At 69.8% G+C, this 19582-nt stretch carries 17 protein-coding genes; 10 read left to right on the forward strand and 7 right to left on the reverse strand.

Features of this window, described 5'->3' with window-relative positions; all coding sequences use genetic code 11:
• Positions 1-288 precede the first annotated feature (288 nt).
• Complete coding sequence (locus AHOG_RS10145; protein WP_093941137.1) at positions 289-1047, reverse strand: nucleoside/nucleotide kinase family protein; 759 nt, start codon at positions 1045-1047, stop codon at positions 289-291.
• A gap of 197 nt (positions 1048-1244) precedes the next feature.
• Between AHOG_RS10145 and pdxS the strand changes: the two genes are divergently transcribed.
• Positions 1245-2177 carry a pyridoxal 5'-phosphate synthase lyase subunit PdxS gene (gene pdxS, locus AHOG_RS10150; protein ID WP_281258085.1) on the forward strand — a complete coding sequence of 311 codons (933 nt, stop codon included), beginning with the start codon at positions 1245-1247 and terminating at the stop codon, positions 2175-2177.
• Positions 2178-2269: 92 nt separating this feature from the next.
• Here the strand turns inward: pdxS and AHOG_RS10155 are convergent, their stop codons facing one another.
• The 3 genes from AHOG_RS10155 to AHOG_RS10165 all read right to left on the reverse strand — a co-directional run bounded on the left by AHOG_RS10155 (position 2270) and on the right by AHOG_RS10165 (position 3603).
• Complete coding sequence (locus AHOG_RS10155; protein WP_211290566.1) at positions 2270-2671, reverse strand: type II toxin-antitoxin system VapC family toxin; 402 nt, start codon at positions 2669-2671, stop codon at positions 2270-2272.
• Between the two features lie 52 nt (positions 2672-2723).
• Complete coding sequence (locus AHOG_RS10160) at positions 2724-2960, reverse strand: FitA-like ribbon-helix-helix domain-containing protein (protein ID WP_093941138.1); 237 nt, start codon at positions 2958-2960, stop codon at positions 2724-2726.
• A gap of 76 nt (positions 2961-3036) precedes the next feature.
• The gene (locus tag AHOG_RS10165; RefSeq protein WP_093941139.1) at positions 3037-3603 is read right to left on the reverse strand and encodes a helix-turn-helix domain-containing protein; all 567 of its coding nucleotides are present in this window, start codon (positions 3601-3603) and stop codon (positions 3037-3039) included.
• Between the two features lie 64 nt (positions 3604-3667).
• Here AHOG_RS10165 and AHOG_RS10170 point away from each other — a divergent pair, with 64 nt between their 5' ends.
• The 6 genes from AHOG_RS10170 to AHOG_RS10195 all read left to right on the forward strand — a co-directional run bounded on the left by AHOG_RS10170 (position 3668) and on the right by AHOG_RS10195 (position 9817).
• Entirely contained in the window at positions 3668-4744 is a 1077-nt protein-coding gene (locus tag AHOG_RS10170) for an AzlC family ABC transporter permease (protein ID WP_093941140.1), read from the forward strand.
• Positions 4735-5043 (forward strand): AzlD domain-containing protein, encoded by a 309-nt coding sequence (locus AHOG_RS10175; RefSeq protein ID WP_093941141.1) that lies wholly within the window; start codon positions 4735-4737, stop codon positions 5041-5043. The genes AHOG_RS10170 and AHOG_RS10175 overlap by 10 nt, the downstream gene beginning before the upstream one ends.
• A gap of 363 nt (positions 5044-5406) precedes the next feature.
• Positions 5407-6027, forward strand: coding sequence for a pyridoxal 5'-phosphate synthase glutaminase subunit PdxT (pdxT, locus tag AHOG_RS10180; protein ID WP_093941142.1), 621 nt, complete (start codon positions 5407-5409; stop codon positions 6025-6027).
• 99 nt (positions 6028-6126) lie between these two features.
• Positions 6127-6879 carry a YebC/PmpR family DNA-binding transcriptional regulator gene (locus tag AHOG_RS10185; protein WP_093941143.1) on the forward strand — a complete coding sequence of 251 codons (753 nt, stop codon included), beginning with the start codon at positions 6127-6129 and terminating at the stop codon, positions 6877-6879.
• Between the two features lie 33 nt (positions 6880-6912).
• Positions 6913-7410 (forward strand): DUF4262 domain-containing protein, encoded by a 498-nt coding sequence (locus AHOG_RS10190; protein ID WP_093941144.1) that lies wholly within the window; start codon positions 6913-6915, stop codon positions 7408-7410.
• A gap of 397 nt (positions 7411-7807) precedes the next feature.
• Positions 7808-9817: an AfsR/SARP family transcriptional regulator gene (locus tag AHOG_RS10195; protein WP_093941145.1), complete on the forward strand. Its 2010-nt coding sequence runs from the start codon at positions 7808-7810 to the stop codon at positions 9815-9817.
• Here AHOG_RS10195 and AHOG_RS10200 read toward each other — a convergent pair.
• From AHOG_RS10200 to AHOG_RS10210, 3 genes are all read right to left on the reverse strand, one after another.
• Complete coding sequence (locus AHOG_RS10200; protein ID WP_157736747.1) at positions 9747-11678, reverse strand: AfsR/SARP family transcriptional regulator; 1932 nt, start codon at positions 11676-11678, stop codon at positions 9747-9749. The genes AHOG_RS10195 and AHOG_RS10200 overlap by 71 nt on opposite strands.
• Before the next feature lie 731 nt (positions 11679-12409).
• Entirely contained in the window at positions 12410-13603 is a 1194-nt protein-coding gene (locus AHOG_RS10205; protein ID WP_157736748.1) for a cytochrome P450, read from the reverse strand.
• A gap of 155 nt (positions 13604-13758) precedes the next feature.
• A complete protein-coding gene (locus AHOG_RS10210) occupies positions 13759-14694 on the reverse strand; it encodes an oxidoreductase (protein ID WP_093941148.1) in 936 nt (311 codons plus the stop codon).
• A 914-nt stretch (positions 14695-15608) separates the two neighbouring features.
• On the opposite strand from AHOG_RS10210, the gene AHOG_RS10215 reads away from it, so the two are divergent.
• The 3 genes from AHOG_RS10215 to AHOG_RS10225 all read left to right on the forward strand — a co-directional run bounded on the left by AHOG_RS10215 (position 15609) and on the right by AHOG_RS10225 (position 19210).
• Complete coding sequence (locus tag AHOG_RS10215; RefSeq protein WP_093941149.1) at positions 15609-16772, forward strand: FAD-dependent oxidoreductase; 1164 nt, start codon at positions 15609-15611, stop codon at positions 16770-16772.
• Between the two features lie 390 nt (positions 16773-17162).
• Positions 17163-17627: a hypothetical protein gene (locus tag AHOG_RS10220; protein WP_093941150.1), complete on the forward strand. Its 465-nt coding sequence runs from the start codon at positions 17163-17165 to the stop codon at positions 17625-17627.
• Positions 17624-19210: a multicopper oxidase family protein gene (locus tag AHOG_RS10225; RefSeq protein ID WP_093941151.1), complete on the forward strand. Its 1587-nt coding sequence runs from the start codon at positions 17624-17626 to the stop codon at positions 19208-19210. Before AHOG_RS10220 ends, AHOG_RS10225 begins: the two co-directional genes overlap by 4 nt.
• Positions 19211-19582 lie beyond the last annotated feature (372 nt).

A 19582-nucleotide genomic window follows, 5' to 3' on the forward strand; every position in this document is an offset into this window, starting at 1 on the left:
GACCCACCTGGGCGGTGCATCCGGTCGAAGCCGCTGGCCGAGACGGCGCAGCCTGCCCGCCGTTCTCCCAGGCGGGGAAGGCCCTTCGAGTGTGGCCGGCGCGCGCCTGCCTCCCGGCGCCTCCCCACCGCGGGGAGGCCTCGATTCGGGGCTCGCGTCGCGGAGCCCGGGCACCGAGCCGCCGGGGCGGCGCCGAGGGGCGTGCACGCCGGACGCCGGGGGCGCCGGTCGGCAGGCGCCGTGCGGCGACGAACGCTCACGCCGGTACCGCCACGCCGACCCGACGGCCTAGTCCGCGGCCGGGGTCTCCCGCTCACCGCGCCGGGCGGGCCCACCCCGCGACCCGGGTCGGGCGCGGCCGGAACGACGAGCGCGCCCGGTCGCGCGCCCGCTCCGCCCCGCCACGCCCCGCCGCGGCCTCCGAGAGCGCGCGGGCCTGCTGAGCAGGGTGTCGACGATGATCCGGGCGGCCTCGTCCACGCTCTGCCGGGTGGTGTCGAACACCAGCAGCCGGGTGTGCCGGGCGCCCATGCCCTCGATCAGCACGCGGGTGAACTCGGCCGCGAACGCGGCGTCGGCGACCGAGTGTCGATCGTTGGCGTCGGCATCCGAGCGTTCGGCGAGCCGGGCGGCGCGCTCGGCGGGCGGGGCATGCAGATAGACCGCCAGGTCGAAGGGCACGAACCAGGCGGCGCTGCGCAGCGCCCAGCGGGCGGGCCGGTAGGGGCCTGCGGCGATGCCCGAGGCCACACAGCGGTCCACATAGCCGTCCTGCACGAGCACCACCTCGGGATGCCGATACGGCAGCACCCTGGTGAGCAGCGCGTCCAGCGCGTAACCGGCCAGCAGGAACGTGGTGCTCGCCAGAGTGCGGCGGGGCAGCCGGAAGGGCCGCAGCGGTCGGCGCAGCGGCTCCAGCAGCGTGCCGATGCTGATCAGTCCGCGGTGACGTCGGGCGGGGACCCCACGGGCGGCGAGCATTCTCACCACGACCTCGGTGAGAGTGGACTTGCCGGTCATGTCGAGCCCGTCGACCAGGATGCGCATCGAACCTCCGTTGTCGTGACGGCACGATATGCGACGTAGGAGAGGTCTTGATCACGAGTCACGCCCAACGGGAAGTGGACTGGTCAGATCGAGGTCGATTGGCCTGGGGCGCCGGTCCACGTCAGTCGTAGACTAGCGGGACCGCACTCGTACGAACGGGTGATTCACTACTCGACGTTCTGTGAAAGGCGCACGCTGTGACCTCGGTCGACCTCACCCCCTCCGACTCCGAGCAGCCCGCCGTGACCCCGGTGACCGGCACCGCGCGGGTCAAGCGCGGCATGGCCGAAATGCTCAAGGGCGGCGTCATCATGGACGTCGTCACCCCCGAGCAGGCGAAGATCGCCGAGGACGCGGGCGCCGTCGCGGTGATGGCGCTGGAACGGGTCCCCGCCGACATCCGGGTGGAGGGCGGCGTCGCGCGGATGTCCGACCCCGACATGATCGACGGCATCATCGACGCCGTGTCGATCCCCGTCATGGCCAAGGCCAGGATCGGTCACTTCGCCGAGGCGCAGCTCCTGCAGGCCATCGGCGTGGACTACGTCGACGAGTCCGAGGTGCTGACCCCCGCCGACGAGGCCCACCACATCGACAAGTGGAACTTCACCGTTCCCTTCGTGTGCGGCGCCACCAACCTCGGGGAGGCGTTGCGCCGCATCTCCGAGGGGGCGGCCATGATCCGATCGAAGGGCGAGGCGGGCACCGGCAACGTCGTCGAGGCCACCCGGCACATGCGGCAGATCCGGGCCGACCTGCGCAGGCTGACCGTGCTCGACGACGAGGAGCTGTTCGTCGCGGCGAAGGAGCTGCGCGCCCCCTACGAGCTCGTCCGGGAGATCGCCGAGGCGGGCAGCCTGCCCGTGGTGCTCTTCACCGCGGGCGGCATCGCGACGCCCGCCGACGCGGCGATGATGATGCAGCTCGGCGCGGAGGGCGTCTTCGTGGGGTCGGGCATCTTCAAGTCCGGCGACCCGGTCAAGCGGGCCGAGGCCATCGTGAAGGCGACCACCTTCTACGACGACCCGGACGTGATCGTGAAGGTGTCGCGCGGGCTCGGCGAGGCGATGGTGGGGCTCAACGTCGACGACCTGCCTGCGAGCCAGCGTTACGCGGGCCGGGGCTGGTGAGTCGCGGGCGCTGACCGACGTCGGCTCGGCACCGCCGGGGCGCGGTGCCGGGCCGTGGCAGGAGCGCGGCTCCGGTGTGAGACCTGGAAGGCTCAGTCCTGCGCGAACAGCTCGATCTTCGCGTTGTGACCGTTGCTCCCGGCCAGCTTTGCATCGCAGGTCAGCAGGGGGACGTCAAGGGCCTCCGCGAGGGCGATGTACATCGCGTCGTAGGCCGTGACCGAGCCGCGCAGCTCCCACACTCTCGGCACGAGGGGTTGATGAGGTGAACGGCTGATCGGGGAGTCTCGGATGTCCATCAGGGTGTCGTGTGCGTCCTGTTCGGACAACTCTCCACGTCGGGCCATGCGGCGCAGTACGTGAGCGACCTCGGCGTCGAGCAGAGCCGGTGCGGCGTTCCCACTGGCCAGGAATCTGGTTCTCAGGCCACGAGAGGGCTGCGCTGCGGTGAACAGTTCGAGAATGGCCGACGAGTCCACGACCGATTCGATCACGTTTGTGGCGTCCTGACTGCTCTGGGGTCGGTGAGGGAAGGTAAGGACCTGGTTAGTCGTGACGGGCCGCGCGCACCCCGTCGGTGATCTGCTCCGGGGTCGTCCCCATCCCGTGTGCTCGCCGTCGATCCGCCCGCGCCAGCAGCTCCTCCATCGTGAGGCTGTTCGCCTGTGATTCGATCTGTCTCCGCAGGTATGCGCTCAACGACAGATGCTCGCGTGCCGCCCGGGTACGCATCACCGTGTAGGCCTCGTCATCGAGGTCTCTGATCTGCACTGTCTTACCCATGTATGCAGGATACTGAGAAGTGGCGCTCCTTTGCATGAACTGCCTCTTTCTTGACCAATCGGGTGATCATGACCGTCTAGACGTGCTCCATCACCAGGACGATCCGCGTGTCCGGCGCCGTCGCCTCGTACCGGTGGGGGACGTCGCCGGGGAAGCTCAGGTAGTCGCCCTCGCTCAGCTCGACGACCCGGTCCAGTGGTCCCGCGCGCAGTGAGCCGTGCGCGACGACGAGGTGCTCGACCGTGCCGGGCAGGTGGGCGTCGGCCTCGCGGGTGGCGCCGGGCTGGAGGACGACGGTGAAGACGTCACGCCGGGCCCCGGGCGGGCAGGCCGACAGCAGCCGGGCGTCGAAGTCGGCCTGTTCGGATCGCACGCTGAGCCCCTCGTCGGCGCGGACGACCTGCACCGGGCGGTCCGGCGGGTCCACCAGTCTGCTGAAGGGCACGCCCAGTGCCACGCCCAGTGCCCAGAGCGTCTCCACGCTGGGGTTGCCGTTGCCCGCCTCCAGCTGCGACAGGGTCGACTTGGCGACCCCGGCGCGACGGGCCACCTCGCTCAGCGACAGTCCCGCCCGGCTGCGTTCGCGGCGTAGCGCCGTGGCGATGACGGCGAGGGGTGCGCCGGGCTGCTCGTTCTCAGTCATGATCGCTCCAGTGAACATTCGTTCTTCTTGACGAACGAACGATGCTTGTTCAGGATGTGAGTCGATGAGTTCGATATGGCGAACGATAGACAGGGCGCTCCTGCGGGACGTGGGCGCCTTGGCCGCCGCGATCGCCGTGGTCGGTGCCTCGTTCGGCGCGGTGGCCGTCGCGGCGGGACTGTCGATGTGGGCCGCTCTCGTCATGTCGCTCGTCGTCTTCGCAGGCGGCGCCCAGTTCATGGTGGTCGGGGTGCTCGCGGCGGGCGGCGGCGCGGTGGCCGCCGTCGTGGCGGGCCTGCTGCTCAATCTGCGACACCTCCCCTTCGGGCTCGCCTTAGGCGACACCATGGGGCGCGGTCTGCTCGCCAAGCTCGTGGGCAGTCACATCCTGATCGACGAGTCGGTCGCCTTCGCGATGGCTCAACGCGATCCCGAGCGCGCCAGGGCGGCCTTCTGGGTGTCCGGCGTGGCGGCCTTCCTCACCTGGAATCCGGCGGTGGTGCTCGGCGCGATGGCGGGAGAGGCGCTCGGCGACACCTCCGTCTACGGCGTCGACGCCGCGTTCCCCGCCGCGCTGGTCGCGCTGGTCCTGCCCTCGCTGCGGGTGGCGGCGACGCGCCGGGCCGCACTGGTCGGCGCGCTGGTGGCCGTCGCAGCGACACCCGTGCTGCCTGCCGGGATGCCCGTCCTGCTGGCCCTCGTCGGCGTCGTGTTCGCCCTTCCGCTGCCGCGGTGGGCCAGGCGGGCGGAAGGCGAATGTGAGCCGGTCCAGGCGGACCCGCCGTCGGGATCGATGCCGAATCCCAGCGAGGTGGCGGCGGTGCCCGCGAGCACTCCAGCGGGTCCGGACGGCACCTCGGCGGCAGGCGGTGGGCAGTCGGCGACCGTCGGGCCGCCGATCGTGACGGACCAGGCAGGCACGACGGGACCCGCGGCCGGGGCAGGCACCCGGGCACAGGCCGGGCAGGCCGGCCCCGGCGCGGAGTCGCACCGCACGCCGGGTGCGGACACCGCGGCCTCGCCGCCGGGCTCTCGGGGCGGTCGGCCGAATTCCGAGACCGGGTGCGACCGCCGGGCCCGGCCTGTCGCCGAGGCAGGCAGACGTCGTACCGATGCCGATGAGGAGACGCCATGTCCATGACGACGGTGCTCGTCCTGGCGGTGGGCACCTATCTGCTGCGCGTCGCCGGACCGCTGCTGCGCGGCCGGATCGAGGTGTCGGAGCGGGCCGGGCGACTGCTGGCCACCGCCGCCACCACACTGCTCACGGCGCTGCTGTTCACCGCGGCCCTCACCGAGGCGGGCGGCTTCGCCGGCTGGGCTCGCCCGGCGGGCGTCGCCGTCGGAGCGGTGCTGGCCTGGCGGCGCGCGCCGTTCGTGGTGATCGTCCTCGCCGCGGCGCTCACCGCCGCCGGGCTTCGCCTGCTCGGCGTGCCCTGATCAGGTGTCCTCCAGCCCGCCGGCTCTCGACGTCGTTTCGCGCCCGCCCTGATCCCGTCGTCGCGGAGGGCCCGGCGCCCGCCGCTCGCCCCGGTGTCGACTGCTCTGGTGCCGGCTGCTCTGGTGCGCCGCCGTGCCCACGTCGTCCCGCAGGCCCGACCTGCCGTCCGTGCCGCCGCCCGCTCGCGGGCAGACCGGTCTCGGCGACCGCGACGGGTCGAGCGGTCGAGGGGCGGATCGGCGGGTGCGCCGCCTGACTAGGCTGGTCGGCGCAGCGCACCACACTCCGGCATCGCAGGCGGTGGCTGCACTCGGCCGTGCCTCGGCCCGCTGTCCCCTCGTCCGCTTCTCAGGAGGTCGCTCGTGTCCGCCGCGCCCGTCATCGGTGTGCTCGCCCTGCAGGGCGATGTCCGAGAGCATCTGCTCGCCCTCGCCGAGCAGGACGTGCTCGCTCGGCCGGTCCGCCGGGCCGAAGAACTGGCCGAGGTCGACGGGCTCGTCCTCCCCGGCGGGGAGTCGACCACGATGAGCAGGCTGTTGTCGGTCTTCGAGCTGTTCGAGCCGCTGCGGGAGCGGATCGCCGACGGGCTGCCGGTGCTCGGTTCCTGCGCGGGCATGATCCTGCTGGCTCGCGAGGTGCTCGACGGCAGGCCGGACCAGCGCAGCCTCGGCGGCGTCGACATGGTGGTGCGACGCAATGCCTTCGGGCGGCAGGTCGACTCCTTCGAGGCCGACCTCGACGTCACGGGCCTGCCGGGCGGCGCCCTGCGGGCGGTGTTCATCCGGGCGCCCTGGGTGGAATCGGCCGGTTCGGACGTCGAGGTGCTGGCGCGCGTGCCCGAGGTGCCCGAGGCGGGGGCCGCCGCCGGTAGGATCGTCGCGGTTCGGCAGGGGGCGGTGATCGCGACCGCGTTCCATCCTGAGCTGCTGGCTGGTGATCGGCGGGTGCACGAGATGTTCGTCCACGCCGTGCGCGAGCGGTGAGCACACCCTGCCGAGTGCGTCGCCGCAGCAGGCACGGGTGCGATCGGGTCCGCCCGTGCGACGCGGCGCGATGATGAGGACGTCGACGATGGAGGAGACATGAGCGGCCACTCCAAATGGGCCACCACGAAGCACAAGAAGGCCGTCGTCGATGCCAAGCGAGGCAAGCTCTTCGCCAAGCTGATCAAGAACATCGAGGTGGCGGCCAGAACCGGTGGCGGTGATCCCGACGGCAATCCCACCCTCTACGACGCCATGCAGAAGGCGAGGAAGAACTCCGTCCCGCTGGACAACATCGAGCGGGCCCGTAAGCGGGGCGGTGGCGAGGAGGCGGGTGGTGCCGACTGGCAGACCATCATGTACGAGGGCTACGGACCCAACGGAGTCGCGATCCTGGTCGAGTGTCTGACCGACAACCGCAACCGGGCCGCGTCCGAGGTTCGCACGGCCATGACACGCAACGGCGGTTCGATGGCCGACCCCGGCTCGGTCTCCTACCTCTTCTCCCGTAAGGGCGTCGTGCTGCTGCCCAAGAACGGGCTGAGCGAGGACGACGTGCTCGGCGCGGTGCTGGAGTCCGGCGCCGAGGAGGTCAACGACCACGGGGAGAACTTCGAGGTCGTCTCCGAGGCGGCCGACCTGGTGGCGGTGCGTTCGGCGCTGCGCGAGGCGGGCATCGAGTACGACTCGGCGGAGGCCGACTTCGTGCCCTCCGGGACGGTGGAGTTGGACGTCGACACGGCGCGGAAGGTCTTCCGGCTGATCGACGCGCTGGAGGACTGCGACGACGTGCAGAACGTCTTCTCCAACATCGACGTGTCCGATGAGGTCATGCAGGCCGTCGAGGCCTGATCCACCCGCCGCCGACTCGAAAGGGCTGCTCGGATGCTTCCTGGGGACGAGGAGGCCCGCAGGCGACTGCTGGCCGACGCGGAGGAGCACGGTGCCGCGGTCGTACATGTCGGGGGTGACCGGAACGGGCCACCGTTCGCCTTCACCGTCGGGTTGTGGCGGCGATGCGGCAGCCCGGAGGCGGTGGCGGTGGGCATGCCGCCGAAGGTCGCACACGCTGTGTTGAACCAGTTCGTCCAGCGCGTGCTGGGCGGAGAGACCTTCGGGATCGGGCAGTGCTATGACGGATTCATCCAGGACTGTCCGATCACCTTCGAACGAGTGGCCAGGGGTTACTACGCCGAGTACTTCGGACATGCACTCCTGATCTATCGCAAGGGTGACTTTCCGGCCGTGCAATTGATCGCGGCCAGCCCGGACGGCGCCTGGCCCTGGGAGCCGGACGCGCCCAGCGGCCTCGTCCGATGGCAACGCATCCTCACGGACAGTGGCCGGCCGGAGAGTTGGATCCCCGGCGACACCGGGCCTTGACGGCCCCGGCGGCGTAGCGCGCGACCGTGCGTGACGGCGCGCTTCCCCGCCGCTCGCGTCGCGACCTGGTCTGCCCTGACAGGGCGTCCCCTCGCGCGCGTCGGGGTGCTCCGCCGGGTGGGTGCACTGTCGGTCGACCAGCCTGGTGAATATCACGCTGAGCAGTGAACTGAGCAGGACGTTGGGTCTTCTGGGTGTATTCGGCGTCGTTTTCCTGGGCCATGGGACTAAACGGCGCAATGGAGTAGGCTGGCTCCGCCCGAGTCGGATTAGTGGATTCCTGGAATGGTGACCTCTCGGTGGGCTTTTGTTCGTCTTCTCAGCCGACAGGGCGGTCCCTTGTCGATCACCTTCGCCGGGTGCCTTGGTCCGTTCGGGCGACGACTGGGGAGGATGCATGGCTGTACGGTTCAACACGCTCGGTCCGCTGGAAGTCCTCGTTGACGATCAAGATCTGACCCCGACGGCACCCAAGACCCGACAGGTTCTCGCACTACTGGTCTCCCGGCACAATACCCTCGTTCACACCAGCGAACTGGTGGATGAATTGTGGGGGGAGCGGCCGCCGTCGAGCGCATTGGCGACACTGCAGACATACATTTACAAGCTGCGCAAGCTCCTGTTCGCGGCACTGGCCGACGAGACACAGGTCAGCCTCCGGACACGCTACTTCGGCTATGTGATCACCACTCCGGTCGAGAGCGTCGACCAGTATCGATTCGAGCGGCTCTCCCGGGAGGGCCGCAGCGCGCTGGACGTGGGAGAGGCGGAGGTCGCCGCCGAGCGGCTTCGCGACGCGCTCGCGCTGTGGCGTGGACCCGCGCTCGGAGGCATCGACGTCGGCACCCTCTTGAGCGCGCACCTGACCAGGCTCGAAGAGAGCCGACTACGCACGCTGCAGTCCCGGATCGAGGCGGACCTCCGACTGGGCAGGCATCGTGAACTGATCAGCGAACTGAAGGAGCTCACCGTCGCCCGCTCGCTCGACGAGGGCTTCCACGGGCAGCTCATGACCGCGTTGAACCGATCCGGCAGGCAGCACGAGGCCCTGGACGTCTATCGGCGCTTCCGGCAGAACGTGATCGACCAGCTGGGGCTCGAGCCGTCGCCCGCGTTGCAGCGCGTCCACAACGACCTGCTCGCGGGCGAGACCGAGGAGGGTGGGACGCCGACTGACCGGCTGGTGCTCGGCAGACGTCCGACCGAGGGAACCGAGATCGGCACGCCCGCGCAGCTGCCACACGACATCGCCGACTTCGTCGGCCGGGAGGACAGACTGACGGAGGCGCTGCACCGGATCGCCCCCGCCGAGTCCGATGCGACGACCGGCCCGGGACTCCGCGTCCTGGCGGTCAGCGGGATGCCGGGCATCGGCAAGACGGCCTTCGCGGTCCGGGTGGCTCATCGGCTGCGGGATCGGTTCCACGACGGACAGCTCTTCTGTGACCTCGGCGGTTCCGGCACGCCGCGCACCCCGCTCTCGGTATTACGCGGGTTCCTGCGTGCGGCGGGCTTCGCCGCCGAACAGCTGTCCGGTGAACTGGACGAGCTGGCGACGCTGTTCCGCACCTGGAGCGCCGAACGGCGGCTGCTCGTCGTGCTCGACGACGCCGCGAGCGTCGAGCAGATCCGACCGCTGCTGCCCGGCGGCTCGCGCTGCGCCGTCCTGATCACCGCGAGGGTCGGCGTGCAGAGTCTGCCCGGCGCCAGGGTGACCGCCCTGGAACCCCTGTCGGCCGGGGAGAGCCTCGAACTGCTCGCCGGGATGATCGGTGCGGAGCGCGTGGAGCGGGAGCGTGTCGAGGCACAGCGGCTCGTCGAGCTCTGCGGTCACCTGCCGCTCGCCGTGCGCTGCGTCGGAGCCCGGCTCAGCGCGGCCGTCGGATGGCCGATCTCCAGCATGGCCAGACACCTCGGCGAGAGTGACCGGCCGCTGGATCTGCTGCGCTTCGACGGCATCGACGTACGGCGCAGCCTCGTCAGCGGGACACGAGGCCTCCCGGTCGCCGTCTGGCAGACCTTCCGCGATCTCTCCACGCTGTCCGCGCGATTCACCGCTCCCGACGCGGCCCGTCGGCTCGGCTGCGATCCGGAGCAGGCGGAGGCGACCCTGGCACAGCTGGTGGGACGCGGGCTGCTGCGCATCGCCGAGCGCACCAGCGAGGAGGAGATGCGCTTCGAGTTTCATCCGGTCAATCGCTGGTTCGCCCGCGAGCAGTGGGAGGTGTCGGTGCGGCGTCGGTCCGGTGCCGCGCCGCACCTGCCCGGCTGCTGCGATCAGCGCGGCGGAGAGGCCGGAGACTGCCCGCAGGGACACGGGCAGCTCCCCGGAGACCTCACGCCTCGCTGGCGGCCGAACGAGGGGCCCACCGCGGGCTCGCTGCCCGTTGTGCTGGCGGGCCGCTGACCGAGGGCACGAAGACCTCGTCGTGTTCCGGCGCCAGTTCGAGCAGGCCCGCTGCGGCGCGCAGGTGAGTGGGGAAGCGATAGCGAAAGCCTCCCGGCTCCTCGGCGGCGGGCTCCGCGTCGCACAGCCGGAACTCGACGAGTTCCTCCAACAGTGATTCGGCCGAGAACTCCGTGCAGCGCAGCACCGCCGCGGCTGCCTGCGGGGAGACCGGCTGTTCGTGCAGGATCGAGACGAGGCGGAAGGCGGTCCGGACGGCGGGCGAGGCGAGTCGGTAGGTCTGTTCGATGCTGGCAGACAGCTCCAACGCCTTGACCGCCAGTTCCGGACCGCGCCGCTGTTCACGACGCACCCACTCCACCAGGCGCGTGATCGACCAGTGCGGGCGCAGTCGGAGTCTGCTGGCCGAGGCGTGCAGCGCCAGGGGCATCCCCTCGCACAGCTCGACCAGCTCGTGCACGGCGTCGATCTCGCCCGCGATCCGATGTGCGCCCAGCGTCGACCCGAGCAGCTGCAACGAGTCGCCGACGTTGAGCGGCGTCATCTCCAGAGTGGTCGTGATCATCGGATGGGAGAGTCGTCTCCTGCTGGCGGCGAGCACCGCGCACCCGCTGCCGGAGGGCTTGAGCCGGAGGAGCTGTTCGGCGCTGACGAGGTCGTCGAGCACGACCAGGACCCGTCTGCCCGCCGTGCGACCCCGGAACATCTGACTGCGTTCCTCCAACGAGCGAGGCAGCGACGTCGGTGCCACGCCCAGTGCGCGAAGGAAGTGCGCGAGGACCTCGGAGAGGTCGACCGGCTCGCCCCTCGGGTCGAGCAGCTGCGCGTAGAGCTGGCCATCGGGGTAGTCGGAGCGCACGAGGTGTGCGGCATGGACGCAGAAGGCCGACTTACCCGTGCCGGGCGCGCCGACGCCGACGACCACGGGCGGGGCCTTGCGCTCGGGAGAGGTCAGGGCCTGCAGTGCCGTGGTGAGCGAGGCCTCTCTGCCGACGATGGCCGGCATGTCCGACGGCAGTTCGGCGGGCGGCTCGATCTGCGGGGACGCGCGGACCGTCTCGCGAATCCGCGGCGCCTCCAGCGCGGGATCGGCCGACAGGACCGCCGCATGCAGCTTCTGCAGTTCGGAGGAGGGGTCGAGTCCGAGTTCGTCGGCGAGCACCTTGCGGGCCCGCTGATAGACCTGAAGCGCGTCGGATCGTCTGCCCGAGCGGTAGAGCGCCAGCATCAGGCGGGCCTGGAAACCCTCGTGGGTCGGCTCCCTGGTCACGGCGGTGGTCAGCTCGCCGAGCAGCTCCCGATGTCTGCCCAGGGAGAGCGCGCTGTCGATCCGCCGTTCCAGGGCGTTCTTGCGGATCTCGTCGAGCCGGACCACCTCGGCCTGGAGCACCGGGCCCGGACTGACGTCGATCAGCGCCGGTCCCCGCCACAGCTTCAGCGCGGCGCCGAGGGTGTCGGCGGCCTCTGCCAGCGAGCCTGCCTCGAACTCCGCCCTGCCGCGCTCGGCGAGTTGTTCGAAGCGGTGCGAGTCCATGGCGTCCGGCGGGAGTCCGAGGAGATAGCCGCTGGGCGAGGTCAGCAGCACGGCCTCGGCGAGGGGCTCGTTGCGGTGGACGGCGGGAGCGCCGGAACCGCTGAGACGGAGAAGTTTTCGTAGTTGGTAGACGTAGGTCTGCAGCGTCGTGGTGACGCTCTTAGGAGGATGGTCCTCCCACAGCTCCTCGATGATCTGGTCGGTGCGGACGATGCTGTTGGCGTGGGTGACCAGCAACGCGAGCACTTGGCGGAGCTTGGGGGCCGACGGCGTGGCGAACCGACCGTCCCGCAGTACCTCGAAGGGTCCCAGTACATGTACCTGCACTACTACCACTCTCCTTCCGGTCGACCTTGTCAGGCGAGCCCGTGCCCGGACCGACGAGTACCGCGCGCGGTGATCATTCCGGCTTGCTGCGATGTCGTCGGGAGGACGAGAAGAGTTGCTACAGCCTTGACAAGTCCCCTCACAACCTCGGTATCGATGGATCTCAGCTCATTCAGGCGGATTTCCCCTGAGGCTCTGTGCTTCCACCAGTGGGGACATTCGTCGCCTCGGCTGGAGGCTCGCTGGAGTCTGACTAGAGCAAGTCTAGAAAACGACTGAGCGTCATATTTCTCGGTCGTGGCCGGGACGGCGGACCGGCGCGGGCATGGCGGTCCTCGCGACGAAGAGAGCGTGGTCATATGCCCGTCGTACCTTATGAATGTTTGGATCTCCGGTGTTCATGGCTGCACGATCGAGTGAACGGTGGACACCGCCCATTCTCGTGTGACCTTCGAGTGGGGAATTTTCGGTGAATGTGCAACCAATTGTTCCGATCTTCGTTGAACGCAGGACGAATTCCCCGTGTCGGGCCGGCGTGCGAGGGCGCGGAGCGACTCGGCGGCGACCGGAGGCGGCGTGTCTCGGCTTCAGCCGCGGCGTCGGGATGCGTTCCGCCGTCGTGCGAACCCGACGTCCGCGGCAGGCGTCCGCACAGGTGGCCCGCGCGCGCGGAGGCACCGGCGGCGCGAGTCCGCCGGTGCCCTCTCGTTGATCGCGACGTGTGCCGGGCGTCAGGCCCAGGCGATCGACGTGGCCAGATTCCGAACGCCGTACAGCCCCCAGCCGTAGGGATCGAACGGAGGCGTCGCGGTCACCCGCATGCCGCGAAGGCGATCGAACAGGACGTTCATCGCCACTCGGCCCTCCAGTCGTGCCAGCGGCGCCCCCAGACAGAAGTGGATGCCTCGGCCCAGCCCCAGGTGCGGGTTCGGATCACGTCGGATGTCGAACCGATCCGCCTCGGCGAACTGCCGCTCGTCCAGGTTCGCCGACAGCAGCCAGGGCATGATGAGCTCGTTCTTCGGCACTCGGACGCCCGCGATCTCGGTGTCCTCCACGGCCACTCGCTTGGTCTGCATGAAGGGCGCGCGGTACCGCAGCACCTCTTCGACCGCCGTCGGGATCAGCGACCGATCCGCCCGCAGTTCGGCTTCGGCGCTCGGCTCGTCCCGGAGACACAGCAGTGCGTTGCCCAGCAGGATCGTGGTCGTCACGTGCCCGGTCATCAGCAGCAGCCCGGCGAAGGTGGCGATCTCCTGATCGTCGAGTCGTTCGCCGTCGACCTCGGCCTGGACCAGCCTGCTCATCAGATCGTCCTGCGGGTCCCGTCTGCGTGACTCACAGTGACGGAGCATGTAGTCCCCGGTGTTGCGAACCGAGTCGCCGAAGGAGGTGATGAAGGCCTCATCGCCCATGTCGGAGTGATCGGCGAGCAGGATGCTGTCGGCCCACTGCTGGAACAGCACTCGGTCGGCGGGCGGGACTCCGAGCAGTTCGGCGATCACGATCACCGGCAGCGGATACGAGAAGTCCTGCACGATGTCGATCTCCTCGGCGCCGTCCATCGCGTCGAGCAGGTCATGGCATATTCGATGAATTCGACCCTCCAGCGCGTTGATCGCCCTGGCGCCGAAGGCCTGACTGACCAGGCCGCGAAGCTTCCGGTGGTACGGGGGATCGACCATCGTGATGTTCCCCGGTCGGAATTGCTGGTTCTCCGCGTAGGCCTTGCTGTAGTCGGCGGAGAAGATCGAGTAGTCAGTGATCACGCGGCTTACGTCTTCATAACGAAAGACGTGCCATACTCCGATGCCGTCCTGCCAGACGGGAGAATGCTCTCGCATCTCCTGGAGCCAGTCGATCAGCTCGGTGCCGCCGTCCGATTCGATGCCGGGTACAGGTCGTAATTCACTGCTTCGTGTCACGAGTGGCCCCTCCGGGACGGTGTGGGAACTGGTATCCGCTTCCATGGCGCCGGTGCGGGCGGTCGATCGGCCGACACCGGTCATGCCAGCCGTCGACGCTACCCTCGGTGATCCCATCTTCACTCGAAATCCGAGCAAGGACGCGTCGGGCGGAGTCACTGGAGCGCCGGGGGCGTCGACGGCTCCGCGAAGCGGACGCCGGTGAGCTCCTCGGACACCGTCCAGAGTCGACGGGCGACCGCCGCGTCGTAGGCCTGCTCCGCGGCACGCACCACGACGGGGGGACCGCTCTGCTCTCCTCGTTCGGAAGGCCCGAAATACTGCCCGCCCTCGACGTCCGGCGCGGTGGCCGCGCGCAGCTGGGGCAGCGCGCCCGCCTCGGCAGACTGGGCGAAGCGCGGCACCATCACGCGGCCGAAGAAGCCGAACAGCCCGCCCGCCGCCGTGAAGAGGTTCGTCGCGGCGAGCCCGGGATGGGCGGCCACGCTGACCACGTCGAGGGACGACGCCCGGCAGCGTCGATCGAGTTCGAAGGCGAACAGCAGGTTGGCGAGCTTGGACTGGGAGTAGGCCGCCATCCGGTTGTACCGGCGGGTGAAGTCGAGGTCGTCGAAGCGGATGCGCCCCGCGCTGTGCAGCCTGCTGCTGACGGTGACCACGCGCGCCGCCGCGCCTCGGACCAGCGCGGGGAACAGCAGGCCGGTCAAGGCGAAGTGCCCGAGGTGGTTGGTGCCCCACTGCCGTTCGAATCCGTCGGCGGTGCGCTGGCGTGGGACGGCCATCACTCCGGCGTTGTTCACCAGGACGTCCAGCGTCGGGTGGTCGGCGTGGAAGCGATCCGCGGCGGCGCGCACGGAGGCGAGGTCGGCCAGGTCCAGCAGGAGCCGCTCCGGAGCGGGCCCGGTCGCGTCGGCCGCGACGGCCTCGGCGGCGGTCGCCAGCCGGTCCTCGTCTCGGCCTGCGAGGACGACCAGGGCGCCTCGCCGGGCGAGCTGGGCGGCGGTCTGCCTGCCAAGTCCGCTGTTCGCCCCCGTCACCAGCGCGGTACGGCCGGTCAGATCGGGAATGTCCGCCTCGGTCCACTGTGTCATGACGACTCCTCGGTGTCGGTGTGATCGTCGGGCAGGGTGATCGGCCTGATTCGGTCCGTCGTCGTGAGACCTGCCGTCCGGTGCGGGGATCTCGGGACCAGGCCCGGCCGGAGCGACAGGCGGTCGGACGGAGCGGGTGTCGCCTGCGGTCGTGACGACGCGAGGCGCTCTCGTTCCGACGTCGATCGATCGAGCCTGCCGGGCGGCCCTCGAACCTGGCAAGGACGACGGGACCCCGACCTGTCGACCGTCGGCGACGACCCGGCCGCCTGCGTCGGGACGCCGCCTGACTCGCGTGGGCGGCCGTGGATGTACGGGCCGGTTGCAAGGCCGGCCGGGCGAGTCCGGCCGCGGTTCGACATCGTGACGGCTCCCGGGGGTATCGCACAGGTGGACACGCTCTGTCGGATGGATCGGCCGATTCGGTGGTGAGGTGTCTCCTCCGAACGGGCTCAGGGCTTGCCCCTGACGATGGGATCGGGGGATTCCCCGGCGTGGCCCGGAGAGGCCGAGGGTTGACTGGGCGCCGTGCCTGCCGCCGTCGCATGGTCCGGCCTCGCCGGTGTGATCGCCGCCATCCACTGCAAACGCGGATATTTGGTACTTCAGTCCGACAGGTTGACGAGCGGCTGATGCCGTCGTCGGTGGCCGCGGCGGACGAGCCGGGATCGATCTGCCTGGAAAGTCGAGGTCCCCCGACCGGCCAGGCGGGGCCGTCGTCGAATTCGGACGGGCGTTCAAGTGCGCTGTTCGATGATCTGCCCGAAGCGCGTCCCCCACGTCGGCACCCGGTCGCGGTCCCGGGGAGTCCACCCGTCGCCTTGTCTCGCCCAACCCTGAGACACCCCTTGTCTTGCCCCTGATATTGCTCGCCTCGAATGCTCGGTTTCGTATAATCATGCTAGGTTCGCAGCATGACTTCGAGCGAAGGACGACGCAAGCGCGCACTGGTCATCGGCTGTGGCATCGCGGGACCGGTGGTGGCCCTCTACCTGAAGAAGGCGGGCTTCGACCCGGTCGTACACGAGCGGCGGGCCGCCGACGCCGCCGACGACGGCGGCTCCTTCAACCTGGCGCCCAACGGACTCTCGGTGCTGCGGACCCTCGGCCTGGCCGACAAGGTCGTCGCCATCGGCCAGGCGACCGAGCGCACCGAGTTCCTCAACCATCGGGGCAGGCGGCTGGCGCTGCTGTCCGAGTCCACGGTGCTGCTGCACCGAGGCGAACTGCATCGCCTGCTGGTCGCGGAGGTGGAGGCGCAGGGCATTCCCACGACCTTCGGTCATGAGGTGACCGAGGTCGAGACGACGGACGACGGCGTCCGGGTCCGTTTCGGGGACGGCACCGAGGATCACGGCGATCTGCTGGTCGGCGCCGACGGCATCCGGTCCAGGGTGCGCCACGCGGTGGTCAAGGGCCTCCCGCAGCCGCGTTACACGGAGATGATCGACTCCGGCGGCGTCGGCTACCTGCCGGGGCTCAAGGCCGACGGCACCATGCGGATGACGTTCGGGCTGAAGGGGTTCTTCGGTTACCAGGTCCTGCCCGACGGTCACGTCTTCTGGTTCCAGAACTATCACCAGGCCGACGAGCCCAGCAGGCATCGACTGCGCGGCATCCCCAACGCCGTCTGGCGCGAGCATCTGATGGAGATGCATCAGGGCGACCGCTCTCCCATCGTGGACATCATCGCGTCCACCGACGAGATCGACCGCTACCTGCTGTTCGACGCGCCCACCCTGTCGCGGTGGCACACCGACCGCATCGTCCTGCTCGGCGACGCGGCCCACGCGATGGGGCCGCACACCGGTCAGGGAGCGTCGATGGCTCTGGAGGACGCGATCGTGCTGGCGCGGAGTCTGCGTGACGCGACCAGCATCCCGGCGGCGTTCGCGGACTACGAGCGTGTCCGCAGGCCGAGGGTGGACCACGTGATCGAGCAGACCCGACACAACGGCAACTCCAAGGCGGCGCCCGGCCCGATCGGCCGGGTCGTGCGCGATCTCGTCCTACCGGTCTTCCTCAAGGCGGGCGTGAAGAAGGGCGCCGCGCTGTACACCCACCGGATCCCCTGGTGAGACTCGTGTGCTGACCGTCGTCGAGACGCCCGACGGCGGCCGATCGAACCGGGCGCGTCACGGATGAGGCAGACGAATTCGCTCGGTTCGGGACATAGGGTCTCGGGAGAGCGCGGGTCCTCGGGCGGCGGCCGAACGCGTCACTGCCGCCGTACCTGGTACGAGCCGCCGTCTCGCTGTCCTTCGGCGCGGCTTCAGTCACCGAACGGACTAGTCGATCGACGGCGCTGGATTACCCGGTATGTAGTAATCTGCGCTCGGTCTGCCCGGACGCCGGGTGAGATCGAACTGACGAGGTGCGCCCGAGCGCGACGCCCGCGCCGGGGCAGCGGCGATGACGGCGGGCGGCCCGACGAGAGTCGCCCGGTCTACAGGAGATCGGAGTAGCCGATGGCGAACCGGGTGGAACCGGACTCGGCCGACATGACCACCACGACACCGGACAGGCGGCGTGGACTGCGCCTCGTGATCGCCCTGACCATCCGGGTGCTCGTGGTCCTGTACTTCTTGAGCACCTTCCTGCAGGCCGTGTTGGCCGGACTCTTCGTCACCGGCGACGTCGGCATGCTCGCGATGCACGAGATCAACGCGCACACCAACCTCTTCCTCGTCTTCCTGCTGATCATCGCGGCCGTGCTGCTGCGTTGGCCGGTCGGCGGGCCCGGCTGGCCGATCATCGCCTTCGTGCTGCTCGCCGTCCTGGTGTTCACCCAGACGGAGATGGGCTTCATGCGCGTCGTCGACCTGCACATCCCGACGGGCGTGCTGCTGTTCGGAATCTCCGTCGCACTGCTCATCTGGGCGTTCGGCAAGAGCTTCGACGTGTCACGGCGGACCGCGAGGAGGCGGGGATGAACCGTCGATCCGGTCCCGCGGTCTCGCGTCGCGGCTTCCTGGCCCTGACGGGCGGGCTCGGCCTGGTCGTCCTCGGTGGCAGCGGCTGCGCGAGCGTGTTCGGCGAGAACGCCGGGGCACTGCTGCGCAGCGACCTCCCGCTGCCCGAGCCCTTCCGGGTCGGGCTGCCGATTCCGGCGATCGCCGAGCCGGTGCGCAGCGAGGACGGCACCGACTATTACGAACTGGTGCAACGCGCGGCGGCGCAGGAGATCGTGCCGGGCACCACGACCACGATCTGGGGCTTCGACGGGACGTTCCCCGGCCCGACCTTCCGGGTCCGCGCCGGGCAGCGCTCGGTGGTGACCCTGCGCAACGAGCTGCCCGTGCCGACGTCGACTCATCTGCACGGGGGCGTGACGCCGCCGGACTCCGACGGCTACGCCACCGACCTCGTCGTGCCCGCGGACTACCCGCACGATCCGCGGCGGCACTCACACGACGTGATGCAGGTGCCGCCGGAGGCCTGGACGCTCCACGAGGAGGTCAAGGAGCACGAGTATCCGCTGGAGCAGCGGGCCGCGACCCTCTGGTACCACGACCACCGGATGGACTTCAGCGCCCCGCAGGTGTGGCGGGGCCTCCTGGGCGCCTTCCTGCTGCACGACGACGAGGAGGACGCGCTGGGCCTCCCCTCGGGCGACAAGGACGTCCCGCTGCTGATCTGCGACCGGGCCTTCGGCGCCGACGGCGAGTTCAAGTACCCGTCGCTGGACGCGACGCTGACCAGCGTCCCCGGCGTCGAGCCCGACTATCACTCCGGGGTGCAGGGCGACGTCGTCCTGGTCAATGGAGCGCCGTGGCCGGTGCTGGAGGTGGCGAACACGAAGTACCGCTTCCGGCTCGTCAACGCCTCCAACGCGCGCCGCTACCGGTTCGGGCTCTCGCCCGCGCCGGAGAACGGCCCGGCGTTCGTGCAGATCGGCACGGACCAGGGGCTGCTGGCCGCGCCCGTGGATCGCGACGAGTTCGACGCCGCCCCGGCGGAGCGCTTCGACGTCGTGATCGACTTCTCCGCCTACCCGGTCGGCACCCAGGTGGTCCTGGAGAACCTCCTCGGCGAGGAGGGCACCCGACAGGTCATGCGGTTCGACGTGGTCCGCGAGGAGGCCGACGAGACGGAGATCCCCGAACGCCTCTCGGAGATCGAACGGCTCACCAGGGACGAGGCCGTCGCCGAACGGGACTTCGACTTCCGGCTCACCACGGTCAACGGCCACCAGACGTGGACGATCAACGGCGAGCCCTTCGACCCGATGAGCAACATGGCGACCCCGGCACTGGACACCGTCGAGCTGTGGCGGTTCACCAGCGACTTCCACCATCCCGTCCACATTCACCTCGCTCACTTCCAGGTCCTCACTCGCAACGGCGCCGAGCCGGAGCCCGCCGAGCAGGGCTGGAAGGACACGGTCGACGTCCGGCCGTACGAGGTGCTGGAGGTCTTGGTGCGCTTCAGCGGCTTCCGGGGCCGGTACCTGGTGCACTGCCACAACCTCGAGCACGAGGACATGGCCATGATGGTCAACTTCGAGGTGGTCTGACCACTGTCGTGTCCGGGCGTCGATCCGCTGATCGGCGCCCGGGCGGCGGTGCCGTTCCTCCGCGGCGCCCTCGAATCGAGGCGGACACCGGCACCGCACCGCCGCCATGGCACCACCACGACACCGACACGGCAGGGTAGGCACGAGCACATCCGCCGACGTGTCGAGGCCGTGTGCCGAACGCCGGTTCCCGAGGACCTCGCCGCTCCGATCGCTCCGAGTCCCGACGCGGGCGCCGAGCTGGGCCGTAGCGCCTGTCGGGCGATGTGAGCCGCACCCTCCTTCGCCGTCACGGCCTGTCCCAGATCGACTTGAGTCGTTCTCGATGGACCGTTGCCAGTCTGGGCCCGACGAACGGACGACCCTGGCCGT

The organism is Actinoalloteichus hoggarensis (assembly GCF_002234535.1).
In the GTDB taxonomy this organism is placed as follows: domain Bacteria; phylum Actinomycetota; class Actinomycetes; order Mycobacteriales; family Pseudonocardiaceae; genus Actinoalloteichus_A; species Actinoalloteichus_A hoggarensis.